17 protein-coding genes and 1 pseudogene are annotated in these 21,269 nt (G+C 68.6%); 7 read left to right on the top strand and 11 right to left on the bottom strand.

All coding sequences use genetic code 11. The annotated features are described in order from the left end of the window. Window positions 1-53: 53 nt before the first annotated feature. The 6 genes from HHX30_RS10895 to HHX30_RS10870 form a co-directional block, all read right to left on the bottom strand. Entirely contained in the window at window positions 54-3,674 is a 3,621-nt protein-coding gene (locus HHX30_RS10895) for a WD40 repeat domain-containing serine/threonine protein kinase (protein WP_169981759.1), read from the bottom strand. Between the two features lie 177 nt (window positions 3,675-3,851). Next, the gene (locus HHX30_RS10890) at window positions 3,852-4,157 is read right to left on the bottom strand and encodes a hypothetical protein (RefSeq protein WP_169981758.1); all 306 of its coding nucleotides are present in this window, start codon (window positions 4,155-4,157) and stop codon (window positions 3,852-3,854) included. Between the two features lie 126 nt (window positions 4,158-4,283). After that, window positions 4,284-5,453 carry an alpha/beta hydrolase gene (locus HHX30_RS10885; RefSeq protein WP_169981757.1) on the bottom strand — a complete coding sequence of 390 codons (1,170 nt, stop codon included), beginning with the start codon at window positions 5,451-5,453 and terminating at the stop codon, window positions 4,284-4,286. An 11-nt stretch (window positions 5,454-5,464) separates the two neighbouring features. Further along, window positions 5,465-6,886 (bottom strand): S41 family peptidase, encoded by a 1,422-nt coding sequence (locus tag HHX30_RS10880; RefSeq protein WP_169981756.1) that lies wholly within the window; start codon window positions 6,884-6,886, stop codon window positions 5,465-5,467. Beyond that, window positions 6,883-7,935, bottom strand: a complete 1,053-nt coding sequence (locus tag HHX30_RS10875) for an ABC transporter permease (protein WP_169981755.1) — start codon at window positions 7,933-7,935, stop codon at window positions 6,883-6,885. Before HHX30_RS10875 ends, HHX30_RS10880 begins: the two co-directional genes overlap by 4 nt. Continuing rightward, window positions 7,932-8,822 (bottom strand): ABC transporter ATP-binding protein, encoded by an 891-nt coding sequence (locus HHX30_RS10870; protein WP_169981754.1) that lies wholly within the window; start codon window positions 8,820-8,822, stop codon window positions 7,932-7,934. Before HHX30_RS10870 ends, HHX30_RS10875 begins: the two co-directional genes overlap by 4 nt. 707 nt (window positions 8,823-9,529) lie before the next feature. On the opposite strand from HHX30_RS10870, the gene HHX30_RS10865 reads away from it, so the two are divergent. From HHX30_RS10865 to HHX30_RS10850, 4 genes are all read left to right on the top strand, one after another. Then, window positions 9,530-10,549, top strand: coding sequence for a histidine kinase (locus HHX30_RS10865; RefSeq protein WP_169981753.1), 1,020 nt, complete (start codon window positions 9,530-9,532; stop codon window positions 10,547-10,549). Then, on the top strand, window positions 10,546-11,217 hold the full coding sequence (locus tag HHX30_RS10860; RefSeq protein WP_169981752.1) for a response regulator transcription factor: 672 nt from the start codon (window positions 10,546-10,548) through the stop codon (window positions 11,215-11,217). The genes HHX30_RS10865 and HHX30_RS10860 overlap by 4 nt, the downstream gene beginning before the upstream one ends. A 287-nt stretch (window positions 11,218-11,504) precedes the next feature. Then, entirely contained in the window at window positions 11,505-12,377 is an 873-nt protein-coding gene (locus tag HHX30_RS10855; protein WP_169981751.1) for a class I SAM-dependent methyltransferase, read from the top strand. A 165-nt stretch (window positions 12,378-12,542) separates the two neighbouring features. Further along, window positions 12,543-12,866 (top strand): hypothetical protein, encoded by a 324-nt coding sequence (locus tag HHX30_RS10850; protein WP_169981750.1) that lies wholly within the window; start codon window positions 12,543-12,545, stop codon window positions 12,864-12,866. Between the two features lie 79 nt (window positions 12,867-12,945). Here the strand turns inward: HHX30_RS10850 and HHX30_RS41515 are convergent. Continuing rightward, a pseudogene (locus HHX30_RS41515) lies at window positions 12,946-13,192 on the bottom strand (transposase); the annotation flags it as partial. A gap of 150 nt (window positions 13,193-13,342) precedes the next feature. After that, window positions 13,343-13,978: a hypothetical protein gene (locus tag HHX30_RS10840; RefSeq protein WP_169981749.1), complete on the bottom strand. Its 636-nt coding sequence runs from the start codon at window positions 13,976-13,978 to the stop codon at window positions 13,343-13,345. 161 nt (window positions 13,979-14,139) lie between these two features. Between HHX30_RS10840 and HHX30_RS10835 the strand changes: the two genes are divergently transcribed. Together HHX30_RS10835 and HHX30_RS10830 are read left to right on the top strand one after the other, a co-directional pair. After that, the gene (locus tag HHX30_RS10835; protein ID WP_169981748.1) at window positions 14,140-15,324 is read left to right on the top strand and encodes a sensor histidine kinase; all 1,185 of its coding nucleotides are present in this window, start codon (window positions 14,140-14,142) and stop codon (window positions 15,322-15,324) included. Then, window positions 15,321-15,980, top strand: coding sequence for a response regulator transcription factor (locus tag HHX30_RS10830; protein WP_169981747.1), 660 nt, complete (start codon window positions 15,321-15,323; stop codon window positions 15,978-15,980). Before HHX30_RS10835 ends, HHX30_RS10830 begins: the two co-directional genes overlap by 4 nt. Before the next feature lie 49 nt (window positions 15,981-16,029). Here HHX30_RS10830 and HHX30_RS10825 read toward each other — a convergent pair whose 3' ends face one another. From HHX30_RS10825 to HHX30_RS10815, 3 genes are all read right to left on the bottom strand, one after another. Next, on the bottom strand, window positions 16,030-17,373 hold the full coding sequence (locus HHX30_RS10825) for a PD40 domain-containing protein (protein WP_169981746.1): 1,344 nt from the start codon (window positions 17,371-17,373) through the stop codon (window positions 16,030-16,032). Next, window positions 17,373-18,239 (bottom strand): hypothetical protein, encoded by an 867-nt coding sequence (locus tag HHX30_RS10820; RefSeq protein WP_169981745.1) that lies wholly within the window; start codon window positions 18,237-18,239, stop codon window positions 17,373-17,375. Before HHX30_RS10820 ends, HHX30_RS10825 begins: the two co-directional genes overlap by 1 nt. Window positions 18,240-18,677: 438 nt before the next feature. Then, window positions 18,678-19,328, bottom strand: coding sequence for an HAD family hydrolase (locus HHX30_RS10815; protein WP_169981744.1), 651 nt, complete (start codon window positions 19,326-19,328; stop codon window positions 18,678-18,680). A 516-nt stretch (window positions 19,329-19,844) separates the two neighbouring features. Here HHX30_RS10815 and HHX30_RS10810 point away from each other — a divergent pair. Continuing rightward, the gene (locus HHX30_RS10810) at window positions 19,845-20,837 is read left to right on the top strand and encodes a hypothetical protein (RefSeq protein WP_169981743.1); all 993 of its coding nucleotides are present in this window, start codon (window positions 19,845-19,847) and stop codon (window positions 20,835-20,837) included. The last annotated feature ends 432 nt before the right edge of the window (window positions 20,838-21,269 follow it).

Here is a 21,269-nt window from a genome sequence, read left to right as displayed (position 1 = left end):
CCGATCAATGGCAGGTCGCCCGGCCGGAGGTCCGGGGATGCCTCTCGCTTGATCTAGGCGGAACAGACCTCCTGGTAGCCCAGGTCTGTTCCCACGTGCTCGCGCCACTCCTCCGGTGCGAGCCGGCGCCCGGCCCGCGCGCACACGGCAGGGACGGCTTTCGCGGGGTCGACCGGCAGCTCCTGGAACGCGCCGTCGTACCCGACCACGCGCAGGAGTGAGCCGTCGGCCGTGAAAGCGAGCGCGGGCATGGGGCCGGCCATCGCGTTCGGATCGAACATGCCGGTGGTCACGGTCCAGCCGGCGCCGAGCTGACGGCCCGCGACCGCGTCGAACAGCGTCACCCTGGTGTCGTGGGCGACGGCCAGGATTCGCCCGTCGGGCGAGAACCTGGCCCCCACCACGTCTCCCGGCACCCTGAACACCCGGCCCGTCGTACGCCAGGTGCGGGTGTCCCACAGGGCCACCGCTCTGCTCCCGTACGGAGATGCGCCCAGCGGGCCTTTCGGCGCGAGCGTCATCCACCTCTCCGCGAGCGTGCCGGGGCCTTCCTCGGCGGGAAGCACCCTACGGGCGACGAGGTCGATGACGTCGGTGCCTCCTTGATCGGCGGTCACGAGGAACCTGCTGTCGGAGCTGAAGGACAGGCTGCCTCCCGCGACGGGGCCGAACCGCATCACCTGCTTGCGTTGCGCGAGGTCGACGATGACGACGCTGCCCCGGCCGTAGTAGTCGCTGGGCAGGGTGTGGCTGATGGCGAGCAGGCGGCCGTCAGGGCTGATCTGCATGTCCGCCCTGTCGTACTCCGAGGCCACGGGCGCCTCGCCCAGCTTGCGCCCGGACTCCGCGTCCCAGAGTGTGGGGCCCTTGAGGTCGTATGGGGGGAGGGTGACCACGGTACGCCCGTCGGGGCTTACCTGAGTGATCAGCGCGTCCCTGTCCCGCCCACGGAGTGGAAAGCGTTTTTCGAGCCGCCCGTTCTCCGTGAAGCCGGGCACCGACCATCTGCGCACGGTGCCGCCCGTCAGGGCGAACAACGCGTCTCCCGAGGCGGTGAACCGCGGGTGCAGAGCGTCGGGAGGCAGGACGCGCCGGGGACCGGTCAGCCGGCTGACGTCGTAGGTGGTCACCCGTCCGGCGTCATCCAGGATTCTCAGGGTGCGATTTCCGGAGTCGAGCCGCGGGGATCCGACGATCCTGGAGGCGACGGTGAGCCGGAGGATCGGGGCCGCGTCATCCAGCCGCCACAGCGTGAGGCGCCCGCCCGCGGCGTTCACGAAGGTGATCAGGAAGCGGCCGTCGGGGCTGAACACGGCGTCGGTGTAGAGCCCGGGGAGGACCCGCCGGTCCCACGTGCCGGTGGACAGGTTCCACAGCCGCGTTCCGCTCCCCTGTACGGCGGCCAGCGCGCCGTCGGGGCTGAAGGCGAGGACCGCCCCCGGCACGTCGCGCGGAAGCCGCCTGCCCGCCGGCGTTCCCCCATCGGGGAACGCCCGCAGCGCTCCGTTGACGAGACCGAAGCGGTCGCCCGGTCCGAGCAGCGCTCCGCCCAGGTGTTCGTCCGGCTTCTGCGGCTTTTCCAGCGCCCGCCGCGCCACGTTCCACAGCGCGACGTACGGCCCGCCGATGTTGTCCTGGACGACGATGTAACCTCCGCCGGGACTGAACTCCACGCTGTCCGGGCGACCGTCGTCGCCCTTCATCTCCTCCGGCCCCCACCGGCCCCCGCCCAGCCGCCTGCCGGTCCGCAGGCTCCACAGCTCCATCATCTTGCCCCGCGCGAGCGCCAGCGTGTCACCGTCAGGGCCCATCGCGGCGGTGACGGGCGCCTCGCCGATCCCGCCGAAGGTCCTGACCGGCCGTCCGGTCACCACGTCGTAGGCGGTCACCCGGCCGGCGCCGGCGCTGACCAGCGTCCGCCCGTCGGGGCTAAGCGCCCGTCCCTCGTTGGCCGCGGCGGGATCCGTGAAGACCGACTGCTCCTGCTGGGCGAGCGAGCTCAGCACCGCGGAGGCGCTCTCGGGGACCGGCGCGATGCGGTAGGCGGCCACGCTGAGCAGCATCGCCTTCACCGGGTCGATCTCGCGCAGCGCGTCCGCCTGCAGGGCCACCCGCCGGGCCGTGGCTTGTGCCCGCTCATCGGCCAAGCGCCTGCCGGCCTCGTCGCTCCGCACCGACTGCTGCCAGGCGAGGGCGCCGCCGGTGAGCGAGGCGACGAGCAGGACCGTCAGGCCGGTGGTGACCAGGCGGCGCCGCCTGGTCAGCCGCACCGACGCGGTCCTGCTCACCTCGACGAACGTCTGCTCGGTGGTGTTCAGGGTCAGATGCGTGGTGTCCGTCCACTCCAGCGCCTGGCGCAGCGCGGTACCGCGGAGGAGGTCGTCCGGGCGGCGGCCGTTGCGCGCCCACCGCCGGGCGGCCTCGCCCAGCTCCCGGTGACGGCCGAGCGCCTCGCGGTCGCCCGTCACCCATTCGTGGAGCCTGGGCCATGCGTACAGCAGAGCGGCGTTCCCGATGGCGACCGCGTCTCCCTGGCGGCGGACCACCATGGCCTGCTCGAGCGCGGCGAGCACCCGCTCGGCGTGCCGTACCTCGATCAGCTCGTCCAGGGCGGCGATGCGCGGCGCCTCGTCGCTGTCGCGGACGTCCACCAGGCGCAGCAGCAGATCGCGTGCCACCTGGCGCTCGGACGGCGGCAGCCCGGCGTAGCACTGCTCGGCCACCGCGCCGAGCGTCGGCTCGTCGGCGGGCCCGCCGGGCGGCCGCACGTCGGCGGCGGCCTCGGCGCCCTCGGCCATCCTCGCGCGTACGCCGCCATCTTCACCACCGCCATCTTCACCACCGCCATCTTCACCACCGCCATCTTCACCACCACCAGCGAGCAGCGCCAGCAGCAGATGCTCCGCGGACGGACGCGCGGCCGGGTCCTTCGACAGCGCGGCGCGAACCAGCTCCCGCAGCCTCTCCGGCAGGACATCGATGTCGGGGTCGTGATTGAGCAGCCGGTTGATGACCGCGAACGTCGTCGGGGCGGTGAACGCGTCCCGTCCCGTCGCGGCGAACAGGACCACCGCGCCCCAGGCGAACACGTCGGCCGCCGGCTCGGCGCGTCCTCCGGAGAACAGCTCTGGCGCCATGTACATCGGGGTGCCGGCCAGCTCCCCCATCGAGGTCATCGACAGGCCGGCGGCCCGGGCGATACCGAAGTCGATCACTCGTGGCCCGTCGGGCCCCAGCAGGACGTTCTCCGGCTTGAGATCACGGTGCACCACGTCCGCCTGGTGGATGGCGGCCAGCGCGGTGGCGATGCCCACCGCCAGCCGGTGCAGCGGGTCGCCCGAGAGCGGGGCCTCCTCCCGCACCGCCGCGCGCAGGCTCGGACCGGGGACGAACTCGGTGACGATGTAGGGGCGCTCGCCGTCGAGGTCGTGATCCAGGATGCGGGCCGTGCAGAACGACGCCACCTGCTGCGCCGCGGTGACCTCCCGGGTGAAGCGGCGGCGCAACGGTGAGTCGCCGGACAGGTAGGCGTGCAGGACCTTGACCGCCACGCGGTTGGCCACCTCGTCGTAGCCCTCGTAGACGACGCCCTGGCCACCCGAGCCGAGCCTGCCCGCCAGCCGGTAACGGCCCAGCATCGCCGGGTCCCCCGGGCGCAGCGCGTCTGCTGTCATGGCTCCTTAGACGGCCGCTCACCGGACCTGGTTCGGCTGCGTACGGCCGGCCAGACCCGAGCGCGCAGGCGCCGCTTCATACGGCACCTGCGCCTACGGCTCCTACACCGAGTATGCGGAACTAGCGCGCCACGCCCGGCTCGCGGCCGTCTTCCATGTGCCCGTCGTCCCGTCGGCTCAGCGGTTGGTCCACAGGTGCCAGAACCAGTCGCCCTCGGAGCAGGTGTAGTGCTCCCAGTGGCCTCGATCGATCCCTCCCTGACCTGCCGCCACGCACTTGGAGTGGCTCGTGTACCAGGTGCGGTACACGTCATCTCCGGCGGGCCGCTGGGCAGCGCCGTTCTGCGGCGCGGCCACGCCCTGCGGCGGTTGCGCCGGCAGGGTGGCCGCCGTAGCAGGCAGGCAGACGGTGCCGGCTGCCAAGACCAGGGCGGCGGTACCGGCCAGGCGGCGGGCGAGAGCGGGAACGCTGGACAGCGTCAAGAAAGCCTCCTCGGCAGTTGTGATGGTCACCCCAGATCTTGCTACTACTTTCTGTAATGTCACAACTACCCAAAGTGACATACTCGCCTGTCGGCCGGATGGTCCCGTTCGCGTTCAACGGCGATTTCAGCTGGCCGCCCTGCGCAGGACAGGTGTGCGGCGCGGGCAGAACTTGACCTCGGGGTAGCGGGACGTCGGGCCATCGAGGACAGGTTGCCGCTGCGACTTCAGGTGCTGGTCGAGGAAGGCGGCCACGTAGGTGCGGGTGAGCTCTGCGCCACGGGCCGCGGGCAGCATGCCAGGGAGAGGTTCGAGGCCGAGGACGTCTGCCACCAGCGGGATGTCGGTGAAGGACTGGTGTTCGGCGTCCGACAGCACGAGCCAGCGCTTCCACCCGGTCAGCAGCTTCCAGTCACGGTCCCACGAATTGTCGTGGCCGCCCGGGACATGCTCTTGCGCACCCAGGAACATGAACGGCCGGGAGAGGCCGCCCGTGGGGATCCGAGCGTAGGTGGTGCCGTCCATGTCGACTCCGGCGCGTATGCGTGGGTCTTTGACCATGGCCGCAACAGTGCTGGCCCCGCCGATCGACTGGCCTACCATCGCGATCCTTCTGTGGTCGATCAGGTCGGAGTGCTTCCACTTGGAGGTCAGCTGGTCGAGGACGAAGGACACGTCGGCGGCCCGGCCCTGGACCAGTCCGGCGCCGAAGCCCGGGTCGCTGTTGCTGTCGCAGGCGAGGCATTCGGCGACCCGGCCGTCGGACAGGGTGGTGGCGTAGCTTTCGTAGGTGTGGTCGATGCCGGCCACGACGTAGCCTCGGCTGGCCAGGTCCTCGGCCAGGGAGGTGAGTGTGCTCATCGGTTTGGTGAAACCGGGTGAGAGCACCACCAGCGGAAGCTTGTGCCCGGAGGGGTCCGCATCCTCGACGGCGTTGGTCCGTGTCTTGCTCAGCGTGTCGTACGGCGTGCTCGCGATCCCCGAGCCTTTCAGGAGCAGCTCCGACTCCTTCGGCGTCATGTAGGGCGAGCGCTGCCCGTCGCGCTGCTCGGCCGGGTACCACAGGGTGACCTTGAGCTCCCTGGCTTGGACGTCGAGGTTCCAGGGGTCGGGGCGGGAGGTGTCCGTCAGATGCAGGACCGTGGTGCCGACCGGACGGTCACCGGTGGGCGCGGGCAGGGTCGCGGGGCCGGCCGGCGTGACCGACGGGGCGTCGGACCGGGGCGGTGCGGGGGCGGAGCAGGCGGGCGCGGCCAGGACGACCAGTCCTAGGGCGACGGCCAGGATCAGTCTCATGGGGAGTCCGTTCACTCGGGCAGCAAGATCAGGGACGTCGCCAGTGCGGGGTCACGTCCGGCGGCCGCCTCCTCGGGGGTGAGGGGCACGTAGCGGTCGGGCGGCACGCCGATCCGGTCGATGAACTCGCGATCGGGCCCGAGGTGGTGCCTGGCGGGGAAGCTCAGGAGGGTGTTGTTGGCGAGCAGGTAGGACTGCGCCGGGCCGGAGATCACGCCGGCGGTTCTGGTGCCGACCAACTGGCCGAGGTGCAGGTCTTTGACCGCGGAGCTGAAGTGCTCGCAGGCCGAGACGCAGCCGTGGTCGATGAGCACGACCAGCGGCAGGTTGAGCAGTTCGACGGTGTCGTCGGTGCGCGCGGCCGCGCATCTGTTGTCCACGGTGCATTGGTAGGCGGTGATCTTGCCGTGGACGAACGCGCTCACCAGCCGGATCGCCTCCACGGGACTGCCGCCGCCGTTGCCGCGCAGGTCCAGCACGACGCCGGACAGCGTCCGGCCGGTTCGCAGCCTGGAGATCGCCTTGAGCACCCTGTTCGCCGAGTTGGACGTGAAACCGGTCAGCCGTACGTAGGCGACGTCGTCGTCCAGCAGCTTCGAACTCACCACCGGCAGGGTGGCCGGATCCCGCGGGTAGAGGCCGGGCTTGAGCGAGACCGTCCAGCGGCGGCCGGTGGTCGGCCGCAGGAGCCGCAACTCGACCGGCCTCGCCTCCGGGTACTCCGGATACAGGGTGGCGATCGCCGGGGTGGCCTCGCCGTCGACGAAGGGCGCCGACCCGTTGATCGACTCGACGATGTCGCCGGGACGCAGCCCGGCGGCCCGCGCCGCGCCGCCCTCGACGGTCGTGACGAACAGCGGCGGGAGGGCGACGCGGGGGGTGCTGCCGTCCACCTGCAAGCCGCTGACGTTCGCCTGGAAACCCAGGCCGTAGCCGTCGCCGTCGTAGTAGTCGGGCGGCCGTTCGACGTCGTGCGTCCAGCGGGCGTGGTTGTCGCCGAGGGCGGCCACTATGCCTTCAAGGGTGACCACGGCCAGTTTGCCGCGCAGGTCTGGGGCCCGATTGGTGATCTTCCGGTAGGCGGCCTCGAAGGCGGCCCAGTCGGCCTTCCTGTCGCCGGTCAGCGCCGGCATGATCGCCTCCGGCACGTCGCGCCCGTCGCGGTTGATCTCCTGGGTCAGGGCGAGAAATCCGGCGGCCAGCAGCGAGCGGGCGTCCAGCGTCGGGCCGCTGTAGTAGTTGCCGAGGATGCAGAAGTACGCCTGCTCGATGACGTCGATCGTGGTGGCCGTCTCGGTCCCGAGCCGTCCCTGGGGATGCGCGCAGGCCGTTGCGCCCGCCGTGCTCGCCTGAGTGCGCGGTGGTGTCGGCGCCGTGCAGGCCGCCGCCAGGAGGAAGGCGAGTACGGCGGCCGCGGTCCTGATGGTGGTCATGACAGACGTCTCCGGATCCACCAGAAGGAGAACCATGTGAGACCGAGGGTGAGCACGGCGTAGATCCCGGTCTCGATCCACTGGAAGGGCCAGAAGCGCTCCAGGGGATGGTAGGTCGCCTGCTGCCGGTAGCCGAGCCGGTTGATCTCGCCCCAGCACGGGTCCGAGCTCGGTGGTCCCCCTGCCGGTGCGCAGGGTCCCGACGTCCCCGACAAGGGGAGGGGCGCTTCTTCGCCCATGCCGGCGATCGTACGTCCGGACGAATCGAGCAGGTCGCTGGACAGGACCCAGGCGCCCGCGTGGCCGGGAACGCCCGGCCGCATGGATATGTACACGGGTCCGCCTCCCTGCCCCTGCATGTGGATGCCGCCTCCGTTCACGTGGCTGAGCTCGAAGGTCGCGGTGACCGGGGGCATCAGGTGGGGCCGGACCAGCAGCGGCATGGCGACCTGGACCGCGGTGAAGACGACCAGGGTGAGGGCCATGGCGGGCAGAGTGCGGCGCACCAGCATGCCCACGGTCACACCGAGGACGACGGCGAAGGCCGCATACCCCATAGGGGCGATGCCACGCGCGCCGAACACCAGAGGAGCCATCAGGGCCAGGTCGAGAACGGCCGACTTGTCCAGGGGATCGGACCACCAGGTCACCGCGAGGCCGCTCGCGGTGGCGGCGGCCACGGCTGCCAGACCGACGAGCCCCAGCTTGACCGCCAGCCAGCGGCCGCGGGTGACGCTCTGGTTCCACACCAGCAGATGCGTGCCCGCCTCCAGCTCGCGGGTGATCAACGGTGCCCCCCAGAAGAGCCCGACCAGAGCGGGCAGGGCCAGCACGACAAAGCTGACGGCCACGAAGGGGAGCTGATGTCCGTCGAAGAAGCGGTCGAAGAACAGGTCACAGATGTCGTCCGGAGTGCAACCGGCGATCCCGGCGGCGTACTGGGAGGCCAGGTCCGGGCCGGTCATGGCCAGGGCGGCGGTGAGAACCACGAGTACGGCGGCCATCATCAGGGCCGAGCCGCGGAACTGGCGCCAGGTGAGCCAGATCATCGCTGCACCTCCACGGCGGCCCGCCGGTTCTCCGCGGCGTGCTTGTCCATGTAGGCGAGGACGAGGTCCTCCAGATTGAGACGGCTGACCGTCCACACGGGGTCGTGGATCGGGGAGTCGGTACGGACCACGTACGTGCTCTGTCGCTCGGTGTGGCTGGCGGAGATGACGTACTGGCCGGCGGGGAGTCGGTCGGGATCGCGGCGTGGGCCGGTGAGCCGGTGATGGGCGGCCAGTAACCGGTGGACCTCCCCGGCCATCTGGACGCGGGAGTCGGCGAGCACGATCACGTGATCGCAGATCCGTTCCAGGTCAGAGACCAGGTGGGAGGAGAGCAGCACGCTCAGCTCGTGCGCGACGGCAGCCTCCGCCAGCCCCTGCAGGAACTCGCGGCGGGCCAGCGGATCGAGTGAGGCCACCGGCTCGTCCAGGATCAGCAGCTCGGGCCGCTTGGCCAGGCCCAGGGTGAGGGCGAGCTGGGCACGCTGACCGCCCGACAACTTGCCCGCCCGATGTGCGGGGACGAGTCCGAGCCGCGCGATACGCTCCCGCGCCATGCCGTCGTCCCAGCGGGGGTTGAGCCGGGCTCCCAGCCGCAGGTGCTCGGCGACGGTCAGCCCCGCGTAGACGGGGGTGTCCTGGGCGACGAACCCGACCCTGGCCAGTTGCGCGGGCGTACCCCCGGGCCGGCCGCCGAGCACGGTGATGTCGCCGGCCGTCGGTTCGAGTTGGCCGCCGGCCAGCTTCAGCAGCGTGGTCTTGCCGGCTCCGTTGGGTCCCACCAGCCCGACGACGTGGCCCGTCGGGATGTCGATGGTGCACTCGCGCAGCGCCCAGCGCTTGCCGTACCTCTTGCCCAGTGCCTGGGCCTGCAGAACAGAAGTCACGCTGTGTCCTCCTGAGAGGTGGTCATGAACAGCCTCGACGCTTTCGGCGAGGTCGAGGTCACGGTCGAGGATGTGGCGTCAGAGCGGCGTGATGGCGGGAACGAAACTAGGCACTGCCCTTGCCGGTGCGCGTCGGCCGTCATGCCGAGATCGCGTACCTCCTGAGAAGGAAGGGCCGTCAGGTCATCCCTGCGATGTACTCCCCAAGACCGTGAGCCCCGTCACAACGGCCGATGCGTGACGGACAGGCAGGCGGTGACAATGTGCCGGTGGAAACCGGTGAACGACTGCCGTGGTGGCGGCATCTGCTCGACCTGGACAGCCGACCGGATGAGGATTACCCGGACCGGCGCGGCGTCCGGGACGCGCCGGGGCTGAGTGGCGAAGGACCTCCAAGGCCGTCTCGCAGAGCACTCGCCGCCGACGTGGTGGTCGCGATCGCCATGACGGTCATCGCGGTGACCGTATCGGTGAAATATCCAGTGAGCGGCCCGATCGCGGATCAGCCCGAAGTGATCGAGTACTTGCGGCTCCGACCTGCCCCCTCGCCCCCACCGCCGGTTCCCGATCGCCCGCCGGCTCCTGATTCCCCGACCGACTACCCACCACCTCCTGGCGTCCTGTCCAACGACCCACTCCCACTCCCCGGCGAACCTTCCGGCAACACGCCTGCCCAGCCTCAGCCCTACAACCCGCCCGCGTTCCTTGTGGCGCTGACGGCGTTGCCGCTGGCGGCGCGGCGCCGGTACCCGCTCACCACCTTCTGGGTGGTGCTGGCCGCGGCGCTGGCCACCCACGCGGGTGCCACCTGGATCACCGTGCTGACCTGCGCTGTCGCCGCGTACGGTGCCGTCGCCTACAGCCGTAACAGGTTCCTGGCCATGGGTGGCCTCGCGCTCGCGGCCGGGCTCGCCGGGGGCGCCTTCCGGGACGTCGCGCCTGCGCCGCCGAATTGGATGGGCCCGTTCGTCGTCCTGCTGAGCGTCGGCGTCTTCGGGAGCTTCGTCCGTTTCTGGCGGCGACAGCTGGGAGCCAGCCGGCATCGGCTCGCGGAGTTGCAGCAGGCGCAGGCGGACGCCATGCTCAGGGCTGTCGCGGAGGAGCGGTCCCGGATCGCCGCCGAGCTCCACGATGTGGTGACCCACAATGTCAGCGTGATGGTGATCCAGGCCGGAGCGGCCCGCAAGGTCATGGACGTGGAGCCGGAGCAGTCGAAGCAGGCTCTGCTCGCGATCGAGTCCGGCGGCCGGGCCGCCATGGCCGAACTGCGCCATGTCATGGGCCTGCTCGCCGGCCCGGGCGGCGAGCGTCTCGACGGGCCTTCCGACGGCCTCGAACCCCAGCCCGGGCTCGACCAACTCGACGCCTTGGTGGAACGGGTCCGCGCCGCCGGCGTGCCGGTGAGCATCGAGGTGTCGCCGCCGGGGCCGTTGCCTCCCGGAGTCGATCTCGCCGCCTACCGCGTCGTGCAGGAGGCCCTCACCAACACGATCAAGCACGCGGCCGGGGCCGCCGCGTCCGTGACGATCGGTCATGACGGCGACTGGCTGGAGATCGAGGTGACCGACACCGGCGGGGCACGGAGCGCCGGGCCGCGGACCGGCCATGGCAGGGGGCTGATCGGGCTGCGCGAGCGGCTCGGCGTTTACGGAGGAACTCTGGACTCCGGACGGACGGCCGGGGGCGGATTCCGGATCAAGGCCCGCGTCCCGTGGAGGACCGCATGAGCGAGCGGTTGCGCGCCGTCATCGCCGACGACCAGGCACTGGTACGCACGGGATTCCGCATGATCCTCGCCGCCGACGGCATCGAAGTGGCGGCCGAGGCCGCCAACGGGGACGAAGCCGTCGCCGCGGTCCGCCGTACCAGGCCCGACGTCGTGCTGATGGACATACGGATGCCGCAGATGGACGGCCTCGAAGCCACCCGGCGGATCCTCGCGGGCGGTGCCGAGGACACCCGCGTGCTGATCCTGACCACCTACGACCTCGACCACTACGTGTACGCCGCGCTCGCCGCGGGCGCGAGCGGGTTCCTGCTCAAGGACGTCTCACCCGAGCATTTGGTGGCCGCGGTACGTCTGGTGCGCTCCGGCGACGCCCTGCTCGCGCCCACCATCACCCGCCGCCTGGTCGAGCGTTTCGCCCGCCGCGACAATGTGAAGCCCACCCTCCACCGCGATCTGTCCGAGCTGACGCCTCGAGAACTGGACGTGCTGCGCCTGCTCGCCACCGGCCTGAACAACGCCGAACTCGCCGACCAACTGACCCTCAGCGTGGCCACGGTGAAGACCCACGTCGCGCGCATCCTGTCCAAGCTCGGCCTGCGTGACCGTGTCCAAGCCGTGGTGGTCGCCTACGAGACCGGCCTGATCTCTCCCGGCGGCACCGGCTGACCTGAATGAGCTGCGCCGGGTTTTGATGTGCCCTGACCTGGATCTTTGGGCACAGGCCAAGGGAGTAACCACACGAGCATCAGCCTGCCATGGACGCCCCAGCAGCGGAGGCGGCGACGTTGCTGTCATTAGAGATCAAATCGGGTCCAGGTCCGTATCGCCGAGATCGCCGATCCAGCGGAGGCGCCAGACGCCGAGCGCCTCGACGACCGGCCGCCGCGCCCCGGCGTCTCTCCGGTACAGATGTTGCACTAGGAAGCGATTTCGTCGGAACCTAGTTTCGTTTCATGAGCGATTTGATCAGCGAGGCGGAGACCGACCGCGCCTTGAAGGCCAGGCACCGGGCGATGTGGGCGCTGGGTGACTACCCGGCCGTGGCCTCGGAGATCATCCCTGACCTGGGCGCGACCCTGGTGCAGGCATGCGACGTAGGGCCCGGCGACCGGGTGCTGGACATCGCGGCCGGAACGGGTAACGCCGCGATCCCGGCGGCTCTGGCCGGCGCGGAGGTCGTCGCCTGCGACCTGACGCCGGAACTGCTGGAGGCCGGACGCCGATCATCGGCTGGGCACGGCGTGGAGTTGGAGTGGCGCCAGGCCGACGCCGAGGCGCTGCCGTTCGCCGACGGTGAGTTCGACATCGTGCTCTCCTGTGTCGGGATCATGTTCGCCCCGCACCACCAGGCCGCCGCTGACGAGATGCTCCGCGTCTGTCGCCCAGGCGGCACAATCGGCCTGCTCAACTGGACGCCGGAGGGGTTCATCGGCCAGATGTTCGCGACGATGAAGCCCTACGCGCCCCCGCCGCCGCCCGGCACGCAGCCGCCGCCCCTGTGGGGGCGCCCGGAACACGTCCGCGCGCTATTCGGCGACCAGATCACCGATGTCACGGCCGATCGGCGGACCGTGCAGATCGACAGGTTCACGACACCCGAGGCATTCCGCGACTACTTCAAATCCAACTACGGCCCGACCGTCGCCGCCTACCGCGCCATCGCGAACGATCTCGACCGTGTCACCGCTCTGGACCATGACCTGGCCGCCCTCGCCCATCGCCACACTCACGACACCGGCACCACCTCCATGGCCTGGGAGTACCTGCTGCTCACCGCACGCAAGACCGAGCCGGCCGGCGGCCGGTGCACGGTCGGCCGGTTGTAAGCGCGCTGCGGTACGCCTGGACCAGCGGAAACCGGGCTTCTGCCCGGAGTCGACACGGAAGAAGCAGGAGAAGAGGACATCATGAACGGAACATCAGGCGGCGGGACGGCAGGGAGGCGGACCGGCGCGAGCACCGGCAGGGGCAGCGGGAGTACGGCCGTCAGGATGGCCGCCCGCTTGGTCCTCGTTCCCGCGCTCACTGCGGCCGCCACGCTGGGAATGGCATCTGTCGCGTCGGCCGAGGAGAAGACGGTCACGTGGACGAGCGATCCGAAGAGCATGGTGGATCTCTGCAATGCAAGCGGTGGCTTCGGCGAGATGTATAAGGACGGCAGCGGCATCTGCCTCGGCAAAAAGGGTGGCAGTACGTACTGCAAGCCGCCCAAGGCGCCGAACAACTGCACCAGCACCCCGCCGGAGAAGCTCAGTCAGAGGAAGATCGAGCGGTGGTGGATCGCGACGGGCTTTGCCACCTTGACCGCCTCCTGACCGGGCGCGGACGGCACCGGATAGGCGATCGGCGACAGCATCGCGCCGCCTGAGATTCGGTGCGTGGGGCCACGCCCGGATAGGAGCCGGACCGCAGCCGGGGCACGGCCAGTTCGATCGACCCGGCCCGGGTGTCCCACGGGCGTGTGCGGTAGCCGTTGCGGGTGTTGACTCGCTGGTCGGACACTTCGCCGTAGCCGGCCCCGCAGATCTGCTCGACCTCGGCGTCCATCATCCGCTGGGCGAACTCCCCGGATCATCGTGCGCAGCAGGTCCGGGCTCGCCGCGGCGAGGGTGTCTTCGAAGTACTCCCCGGCAGCGGGCACAGTGTCATTGACGGCCACTTCGTCCCCTTCGTGTTGATGTGAGCGAATCGAAGGATTATGAAGTGGCCGTCTCATGTCACATCGATCTCACCCGCACCAGCAGCAGAGCCTGATCACCCGCACACCATCTCCCCGGACGTCAACGCCAGGTCAGGCCGGCGTGGCCACCCGGGCCCGGGCGGTCGTCTCCAGCGCGAACAGCCGTGCGGACAACGGGGCCAACGCGACACCTATCAGAGCGAACATCATGATCCCGGACACGGCGTCGGGTGCCGCGAAGTCGGCTGCCAGTGCCGCCACCAGCGTCACTGCCGCCCACCGCGGTGCCAGCCGCGTCCGCCAGAGGGCGACGGCGAGGGTGAGGGTGCCCGCGACGGTCGCCAGCAGCACCGGGACGATGAGCACGGCGAAGGGCGGCGCCTCGAACATCGCCGCGGCGATCTCGGCCGCACCTGCCCGGTCCGGGTGGTGGGCGAGCGGGTACTGGGCCATCACGTAGGCGACGGGACCGATGTGGAGCGCCCACCCCAGCGCCGCGAGGACAGACCCGGCGACGCCGAGCCGCGAGCCTTCGGCGCGGAAGAGGCCGATGAGCCCGAACAGGGCACCGGCGAAGCACAGGAACGAGATGACGAGCAGCACGTTCGCACCAATCCAGCGGGCGGGCTGCGCCTCGATCAGGGCGAGCTGGGCGGGGGCGTCGGCGGACGCCGGCAGGAGGATCGTGCCGGCCAGGCCGGCGACGGCGCCGGTGATCAGTGCGACGGCGGTACTTCGGCGTGACATGTGGACCTCCGGGGGAAGGCAGCGGTTGGTGCCGCCGACGCTAGAGACGGCCAGCGCCGGAATCGTCGGAGGTCACGCGGAACCGCATACGAGCCTGCTCGTATGCGCCTACCTCCCCGGGTCGATGCCGCACGGGGCAGCGCGCCGCTATGGTTCGTGCCATGACCGACGACGGCGCCGGCGCCCTGGCGCAGTGGCTGAGGGCCCGGCCGCGGCTCGTGGACTTCACGGTGGCCGCCGTCCTCGTCGCGCTCGGTGCCGGGCAGGTGATGGCCGGGGACGGCGGCGCGACGGCGCTGATCGCCTCGGTCGCCATGACGGCGCCCGTCGCGTGGCGGCGCCGACGGCCCCTGCCGGCCGTCCTGATCGGGTGGTCGGCCCTCTTCGTCGCGGAGGGCCTGGGCGCGGACGTCACGAGCCAGGGCTACGCGGCCGTGATCGCGCTCATACTCACCGTCTACTCGGTCGCGGTCTACGCCCCGCTCCGCCGGGCGCTCGTCGGCCTGGTCGCGGCCCTGGCCCTGGTGTGGGGCTCGATCCCGTTCGCCGCGTCACAGACAGTGGCCGACTTCGCGTTCACCGGGCTGATCACGCTCGCGCCCTGGCTCGCGGGCCGCACCATCCGGGACCGGCAGCTGCGCATCACCGAGCTGCGACGCCTGGCTCGCGAGCTGGAGCACGAGCGGGAGGAACGGGCCCGTGAGGCGAGGGACGCGGAGCGCTCCCGCATCGCCCGGGAGATGCACGATGTGCTCGCACACACCGTCAGCGTCGTGGTGATCCAGCTCGGCGCGGTCGAGCGCATCGTGGAGTCCGATCCGGGCACGGCCCGCTCAGTGATCGCCTCGGTGCGCGCCACCGCGAAGTCCGCGCTCGCCGAGCTGCGGTTCCTGCTGAGCCTCGATGGCGTTCCCGCGGCCGGGCCTCGTCCCTCCCTGGCCCGGCTCGGCGACCTCGCCGACGACATGCGTGCCGCCGGCGTGCCGGTCGAGCTGACGGTCAGAGGTTCGGTCGGCGGGCTGCCGTCCGCGGTCGACCTGGCCGCCTACCGGATCGTTCAGGAGTCCCTCACGAACGTCATGCGCCACGCCACGGGCGCACCCACCCGTGCCCTCGTGGTGGTGGACGAGGATGCCGTACGTCTCACGGTCGAGGACGACGGCGCCGCCCGGCCCGCGTCGCGGGTACACCCGCCCGGGGCGCCCGAGCGGGCCGGTTACGGCCTGATCGGCATGGCGGAGCGGGCCCGGCTGTGCGGGGGCGACCTTGAGGCCGGGCCCCGGCCGGACGGAGGCTTCCGCGTTCGGGCGCGGCTGCCCCTGGTGCGGGCCGTGAGCGTGGCGTGATCCGGATCCTGCTGGCCGACGACCAGGCGCTCGTACGTGCCGGGTTCCGGCTCATTCTCGAGACCGAGGGAGATTTCGAGGTCGTGGGCGAGGCCGCCGACGGGCGGCAGGCGGTCGCTGCCGCCCGCGAGCTCCGACCGGACCTCGTGCTCATGGACATCCGGATGCCTGTGCTCGACGGGATCGGCGCGACGCGTGAGCTGGCGAGGGCCGGCGCCACGGCCAAGGTCCTGGTACTCACCACCTTCGACGACGATGCCCTCGTCCACGACGCGCTGCGCGCCGGAGCGAGCGGGTTTCTTCTCAAGGACGTGGACCCTCCCGACCTCGTCCATGCCTGCCGGACCGTCGTCCGTGACGAGGCGCTGCTCGCGCCGGCCATCACCCGGAGGCTCATCGAACGATTCCTCGCCACCCCGCCGCCCGGCCGCCCGCCGGCTGCGTTCTCCCGGCTGACGGCGCGCGAACTCGAGGTGTTCACGCTGATGGCTCGGGGTCTGGACAACCAGGAGGTCGCCGACCGGCTGGTGATCTCCGCCACGACCGTCCGGACGCATATCACCCGCATACTCGCCAAGCTCGGCCTGCGTGACCGGGTGCACGCCGTAGTCCTCGGCTATGAGTCCGGGCTGGTCCGTCCCGGCGAGGGTGCCTGATCAGCACCGGGCCAGCGCCCGCCGCCACTGTCGGCCCCGGGTTTGTCGATCATCGCACACACCCGGGGAACCGCACTTCTCTCAGGTCTTCCGGGACCAGAGCAGGCAGAGGCTCGGCTTCCCCGGTCTCGATGTCGACCCGGTAGTAGTTGCTGGGCCCGTAGCCGTCGGTACTGATCACGAAGGTGTCCGCACTGGTCCAACACTCGACCCTTTGGAGCCTCGCGGTCGTGGGCAGCCGCATGCTCCGGCGACCTGTGCGCCGGCCGTACCGCGTGAAGCGATTCTCGTCATCGTCGACGCCGATCCACGTCCTCCCGTCGTGCAACGGGCCCAAGTGGCCCAAGTCCTCTGTGCTGAACAAGACGCTGCCACTGAGATCGACCGCCCGGGCACCCTCCAAGTCTTCAACCAGCAGGGCCTGCCCGCCCGCTAACCAGCCGTTCAGTGTCGACTCCGGCCCAAACCCCGGGACACGCCGCCGCTTGCCGTCCCAGACATACAGTTTGTCCTCGGAAGTGAACGCGAGGCGGCGACCGTCCGGAGAAAAATACAGTCGGTAGTCCGAAGGAAGATTCAGTCGGTAGTCCAACGCATCGGCTTTCGATATCGTGCTGATCTTTCCCGACGGAAGGTCATACACGACGACCTTGCGCTTGCTCCGGCTGTGGTAGGCCAGCCTCCGGCCGTTCGGGCTGATCTCGAGGTCGCTTGGGGTGGCGTCCTCGACAAGCAGCCGTTGGTTCGACTCGGTGATGACGACCCAGTAGCTTTCATCGGTGAGCACGGTTACCGGCGCGTCGACGCGGTAGGCGTACCGGAGCGTGGCCTGCATAGGACCGTGCAATGGTTTGAGCTCCGAAAAGGCAAGGGCGACGAAGGGAGCGCGGCCTGCGCCCTGTCCGAGCAAAGCATCTAGGGCCGAGCAATAGGCCACCATGAGGACCAAGGCGACAAGGCAGGCAATCAAGGCACCGCACCCGGCGTTATTCCGCCCGGGCTCCCGCTCGGCGACCGCAGGAAGATCCTCCGTCATTGCCCGTAGCGTGCCGGCGAGAGCCGTGCCATCGGTGCCCAGAGCACGAAGCCCTTTCTCGCCCGCCCGCCGCACGGCTCTTCTACTTCGCCCACACAAATAGGCGGTCTCCTGCTCGGTCCAGCCGTCATGGTGCAACGCAACCAGGACGGCACGCTGCAAATTGGAGAGTTCCTTCCCCCAGCCCGGATCGGGCCAGACGCGGAAGCGGCTGAGATAGGACCGATAGAGCGAGAAGAAGGCGTCCTTCGTGCCTGCCCTGTCGCGCAGTGCCTTCTCCGCCATGCGCCGGGCATACGGCGTGCGTCCGCCCAACAGCGACGCCGTACGGCGGACCTGCTCGTACCAGTCCGACATCAACGGACCTTCCCGAAGACGATTGAGTCGGAGTATGGGATGCCAATCGAGATGAGCTCGCCCGTTCTGGCGTCGATGGCTATGTAGTCGTCCCCATCCTGGATATCCGCGTCCCGTGCGACCAGGGTGTCGGCGCCCGCCCACTGGAATTCGCTGAGCTCAGAGGGCAGGACCCGCACCCGCCGCCCGGTTGCGGTCTCGTACACCGAAGTCGGCTCCCCCAAGTCGATGTACCACCGCAGATCTGCGGACATATCACGGGGACGCTCCTCCTCCGACCGGAAGCGGGTCGCCGTGCCGTCGAAGCGGATGGCGTCGATCGAGACGTCGCGACCATCGCAGCCCGCGCTGCCCATCAGGCTGTCGCCGGTCAGCCCGTAGGCCCAGCACACCTGGTTGAGTGTCCTCGTCCGGCCCGTCTCGAAGTCCGTGACGAATGTCCGACGGTTCTCACTGGTGGACACGGCGAAGTGGCGGCTGTCGGCGGAACTGGCCACCGAGGTGATTGCGACGATCTCCTCAGTGGTGAGGCGTGGTGTGATCGGGCGGGTGAAGCCGGAGCGGAGATCCTTGGCGACGTAGCGGAGCTCCCTCACGTCCAAGTAGGCGACGCGGTGTCCGTCCGGGGTGATCTCGATGGGGATACGGCCGGTGTCGTGCATCGACTCAGAGCGAGCATTGCTGGCGGCCGTACTGAGCTCGATATCCATGCCGAATGGCACGTGCAGTGTCCATCCCACGCAATCAATCACCGTCCCGGCCGCAGGCCCGGGCTCGAATAGGTCGCTGGGGCACGATGTGGGCTCGCCGTACGTGACCGCCTGGATATTGCGCCCGAACGCCCCCTGACAGGCGGCCAGACCCACGAAGACCGCGGCGATCCCTGTCCATCTACGGATGCGTCTCCAACGCGAGAGCCTCGCCCACGGATGTGCCACAGCAAACAGTGATACCCAGACGCGATCACAATCGAATCAACGTCTAACCTCGGACGTCTGCGGACAGGCGTCGACGCCCGGATCTGGCGCTCATCCGCCATCAAGGCAGTTGAACGACGATCCCTTGCTGGAAGAAGACGATGCTTGTTGCTGTCATTGGAGATCAAAAACGCCCCGGAGCGTGATCACTCGGGGCGTTTGGGCTGTTCAGGGGTGGTGGTCAGGGGCAGGGTCGAACTGCCGACCTTCCGCTTTTCAGGCGGAACAATCGCCCTGCTCCCCCGGTCCGTCCCGAGGTCAGGGGTGCTGCTCGGAGGTCAATGTGCGCTCATGGTGGCCGACGTTGTCGTCAGCGTTGTCGTCACATCAGCCGTGGTGCTCAAGAATCTCGATGGCGTGCAGTACGTCGGTAACCACGTGGTCGGCCTGGTGATCGACACCGGACCAGGTGCCTCGGTCAATCCAGATCGTCCGGAGTCCCGCGGCCCGTCCGCCGGCTATGTCAGCGGTCAGATTGTCACCGATCACCCATCCGCCCTCGGCGAGAGCCGCTCCGCAACGCTTGGCTGCGATCTCGAACAGACCGACGTCGGGTTTACGGATGCCCTCCAGCCCCGACAGCGCACAGGCGTCGACGGCCTCGGCCAACCCTGTCTGCTGGATCTTCCCGAGCTGGTTGTCCGCCGTCCCGTTGGTAACGATCGCGACTCGCCAGCCAGACGCGCGCAGCCGAGCCAGGCCATCCAGCACCTCGGGACGAGAGCGCACGAGGTACGGCATCCGCCGCCGGTAGCTACCCCACAACTCCTCGACGGAGTCAGGCAGCGCGAACCGCTCGCGGACCTTGCTGAAGAACACCTCTCGGTGCGGGTAACCGTCCCGGTCCAGACCGATCAGCCAATCGACCGCCTCGACCTCCAGCTGGTGTTCGTCGGCGAACTCCTCAACCCACACCCGGAACGCCGCATCAAGATCTACGAGGGTGTTGTCCAAGTCGAAGAGCGCGAGCCGCTGCACGAGCACACCGTAGCCGGTCGCCTACCGTGTCAAACAGCCTCCGACCGATGGCTGGGCCTCACCTCAGACGGCGGCAAGCGGACCCAGACCGCAGGGTGGCCAGACCGGAGGAACGGAAGCGGCGCGACACGTTGCAGGGTTCGTAAGGGACGCTTCGCGATCATTGGCCTACGGCGACGTATCGATGCTCTTGCGTGCTTCTGGGCCATCACCCACTTCAATGCACGATGTCGCCTTGCCAGTTACTCGCGGTTGCATGGCGCCCTGTCCGACGGCTCGTTCGCGGTTCTCCTGTGGCATGTGGACCCGGACGGCCATGCTGCAGCTTGGAAGGCCCGAGGGACCGACATGGCGACTCAAGATCGCATGTTCACTCTCGAATAAAGGTTACATAGCACACAAATACCTCAGCCTCAGAGCAACACATAGTGCAAACGGGCCACTTGGCATAGGCATATCGATCCGAACCACTGCTTACCGGACGCAGCAGCCAGCCGCTTGTGGCACTCTATAGTCATGAGTTCCTCGGCACCCCAGCGTCGCCTCCGCCAACCGAAGCCACCAAGCGTCAAAAGAAGCATCTACTTCTATCGGGTCGATGCCGGCGCCGATGAAACCGGCATCCCCAAGAACATCGACGTTGAGTTGCGATCTGGACTCAAAGCAATCAACGACCTTTCCTTCGCCCCCGGCAGTCGTCGCTACATGAACCAGGCGGATGGCAGTAGTTTGTGTGCCTGGGTAGACGACACCGTCGGAGACATCACGATGGTTCGACTGGGAACCATTCGGAGGAATGCACTTCCGCAGTCAGAGCTTGGAGGCATCCTCCGCAACCTCACTCTCGGCGAAGACGAAGGACTATGCGAGACATCGCATATTTGCCTGTTCCCTGATGGAATCGTCGGCGTGGAGCACAACTTCTACGGTCCCCGCGCGAAGCGCCTGCCTAGATACATGGAGCATGCGCTATCTGAGCCAAAGCCAAAGTTCACACTCGAGGCACTGCTCAACCACGACGTGGCACAGCAGTTGGAGGGGCTTAAGGCCGTTCGCAAGCTCACACTACGAGTGCGCAAGTCATACGTGGCGACTATCGGAGAAGCCAACGAATCGCTCGGCAAGGCACTTGATGCGGCGGCCACCGGAAGTGATGCCGCGGTTGTCGGACTCATACTTCAGCCAGAGCCGTACAAAAGAGTCGACCTCAAATCTGACTTGATCAACTTCTTGCGTCGCCTCGTTCGCAGGGAAGACCTTCGGGACCAGACAGAAGAGCTCAAGGCGACCGTCGTCGACGGCGAAACCGGGAGAACCGATGAGATCAACCTGCTCGAGGACCAGCTCATCAGTAAGAAGACGATCCTGCGCCAGAGCCAGAGATCCAGAGTGTTGAACAGGGAGGATGCATACCGGCAGATCATCGCCGCCTACGAGGAGCTACACGAAGATCTTTTGTCGGCCTCGTCCGCTAGTGTGTCCTTGAAGGGTTCGAATCAATCCCCCTAAGAGGTGCAACGGATGACGCGACGGCGATTCCCCTCCTTCGCCACAGAGCTATTCACATTCGCCGCCACCTCTACACTGCTGTATAAAATATCATTTATCGCAGAAGTAAATCACCCAATGCAGGAGATTTTACTCAACCGACGAAAAGATATCTATACTGCCACGGTTGGGCTTCACGGAACCCTCCTCGGCTTCATTGTTGCAGCCATCACTATCGCTTTGACTTTCGTCAACTCTCCCCGCTTCGAAATATTGCGTCGAACCAAGCAGTGGCCCCGTCTCTTCGGCTCCTACACGAGAAGCATGCGGTGGGCCGCTATGGCCACCCTGCTATCCCTTATTGCACTGATAGTCGATAACGACTCGACCCCAAATAGACTGACAGCGATTTCTTGCCTCTGTGCTGTCCTATTCGCAGCTTTGGCGCTTACA

It is taken from the genome of Microbispora sp. H10836 (assembly GCF_012999525.1).
GTDB lineage: Bacteria > Actinomycetota > Actinomycetes > Streptosporangiales > Streptosporangiaceae > Microbispora.
Note: the sequence above shows the minus strand (reverse complement) of the source record. Positions and strands in the feature narration are given on the sequence as shown.

What these genes read in the sequence shown, in the direction of transcription:
- HHX30_RS10840 (WP_169981749.1), bottom strand. Translation starts at nt 13,978, where the DNA reads ATGTCACGCCGAAGTACCGCCGTCGCACTGATCACCGGCGCCGTCGCC.
- HHX30_RS10860 (WP_169981752.1), top strand. Translation starts at nt 10,546, where the DNA reads ATGAGCGAGCGGTTGCGCGCCGTCATCGCCGACGACCAGGCACTGGTA.
- HHX30_RS10885 (WP_169981757.1), bottom strand. Translation starts at nt 5,453, where the DNA reads ATGAGACTGATCCTGGCCGTCGCCCTAGGACTGGTCGTCCTGGCCGCG.
- HHX30_RS10880 (WP_169981756.1), bottom strand. Translation starts at nt 6,886, where the DNA reads ATGACCACCATCAGGACCGCGGCCGCCGTACTCGCCTTCCTCCTGGCG.
- HHX30_RS10825 (WP_169981746.1), bottom strand. Translation starts at nt 17,373, where the DNA reads ATGTCGGACTGGTACGAGCAGGTCCGCCGTACGGCGTCGCTGTTGGGC.
- HHX30_RS10895 (WP_169981759.1), bottom strand. Translation starts at nt 3,674, where the DNA reads ATGACAGCAGACGCGCTGCGCCCGGGGGACCCGGCGATGCTGGGCCGT.
- HHX30_RS10875 (WP_169981755.1), bottom strand. Translation starts at nt 7,935, where the DNA reads ATGATCTGGCTCACCTGGCGCCAGTTCCGCGGCTCGGCCCTGATGATG.
- HHX30_RS10835 (WP_169981748.1), top strand. Translation starts at nt 14,140, where the DNA reads ATGACCGACGACGGCGCCGGCGCCCTGGCGCAGTGGCTGAGGGCCCGG.
- HHX30_RS10810 (WP_169981743.1), top strand. Translation starts at nt 19,845, where the DNA reads ATGAGTTCCTCGGCACCCCAGCGTCGCCTCCGCCAACCGAAGCCACCA.
- HHX30_RS10850 (WP_169981750.1), top strand. Translation starts at nt 12,543, where the DNA reads ATGGCCGCCCGCTTGGTCCTCGTTCCCGCGCTCACTGCGGCCGCCACG.
- HHX30_RS10855 (WP_169981751.1), top strand. Translation starts at nt 11,505, where the DNA reads ATGAGCGATTTGATCAGCGAGGCGGAGACCGACCGCGCCTTGAAGGCC.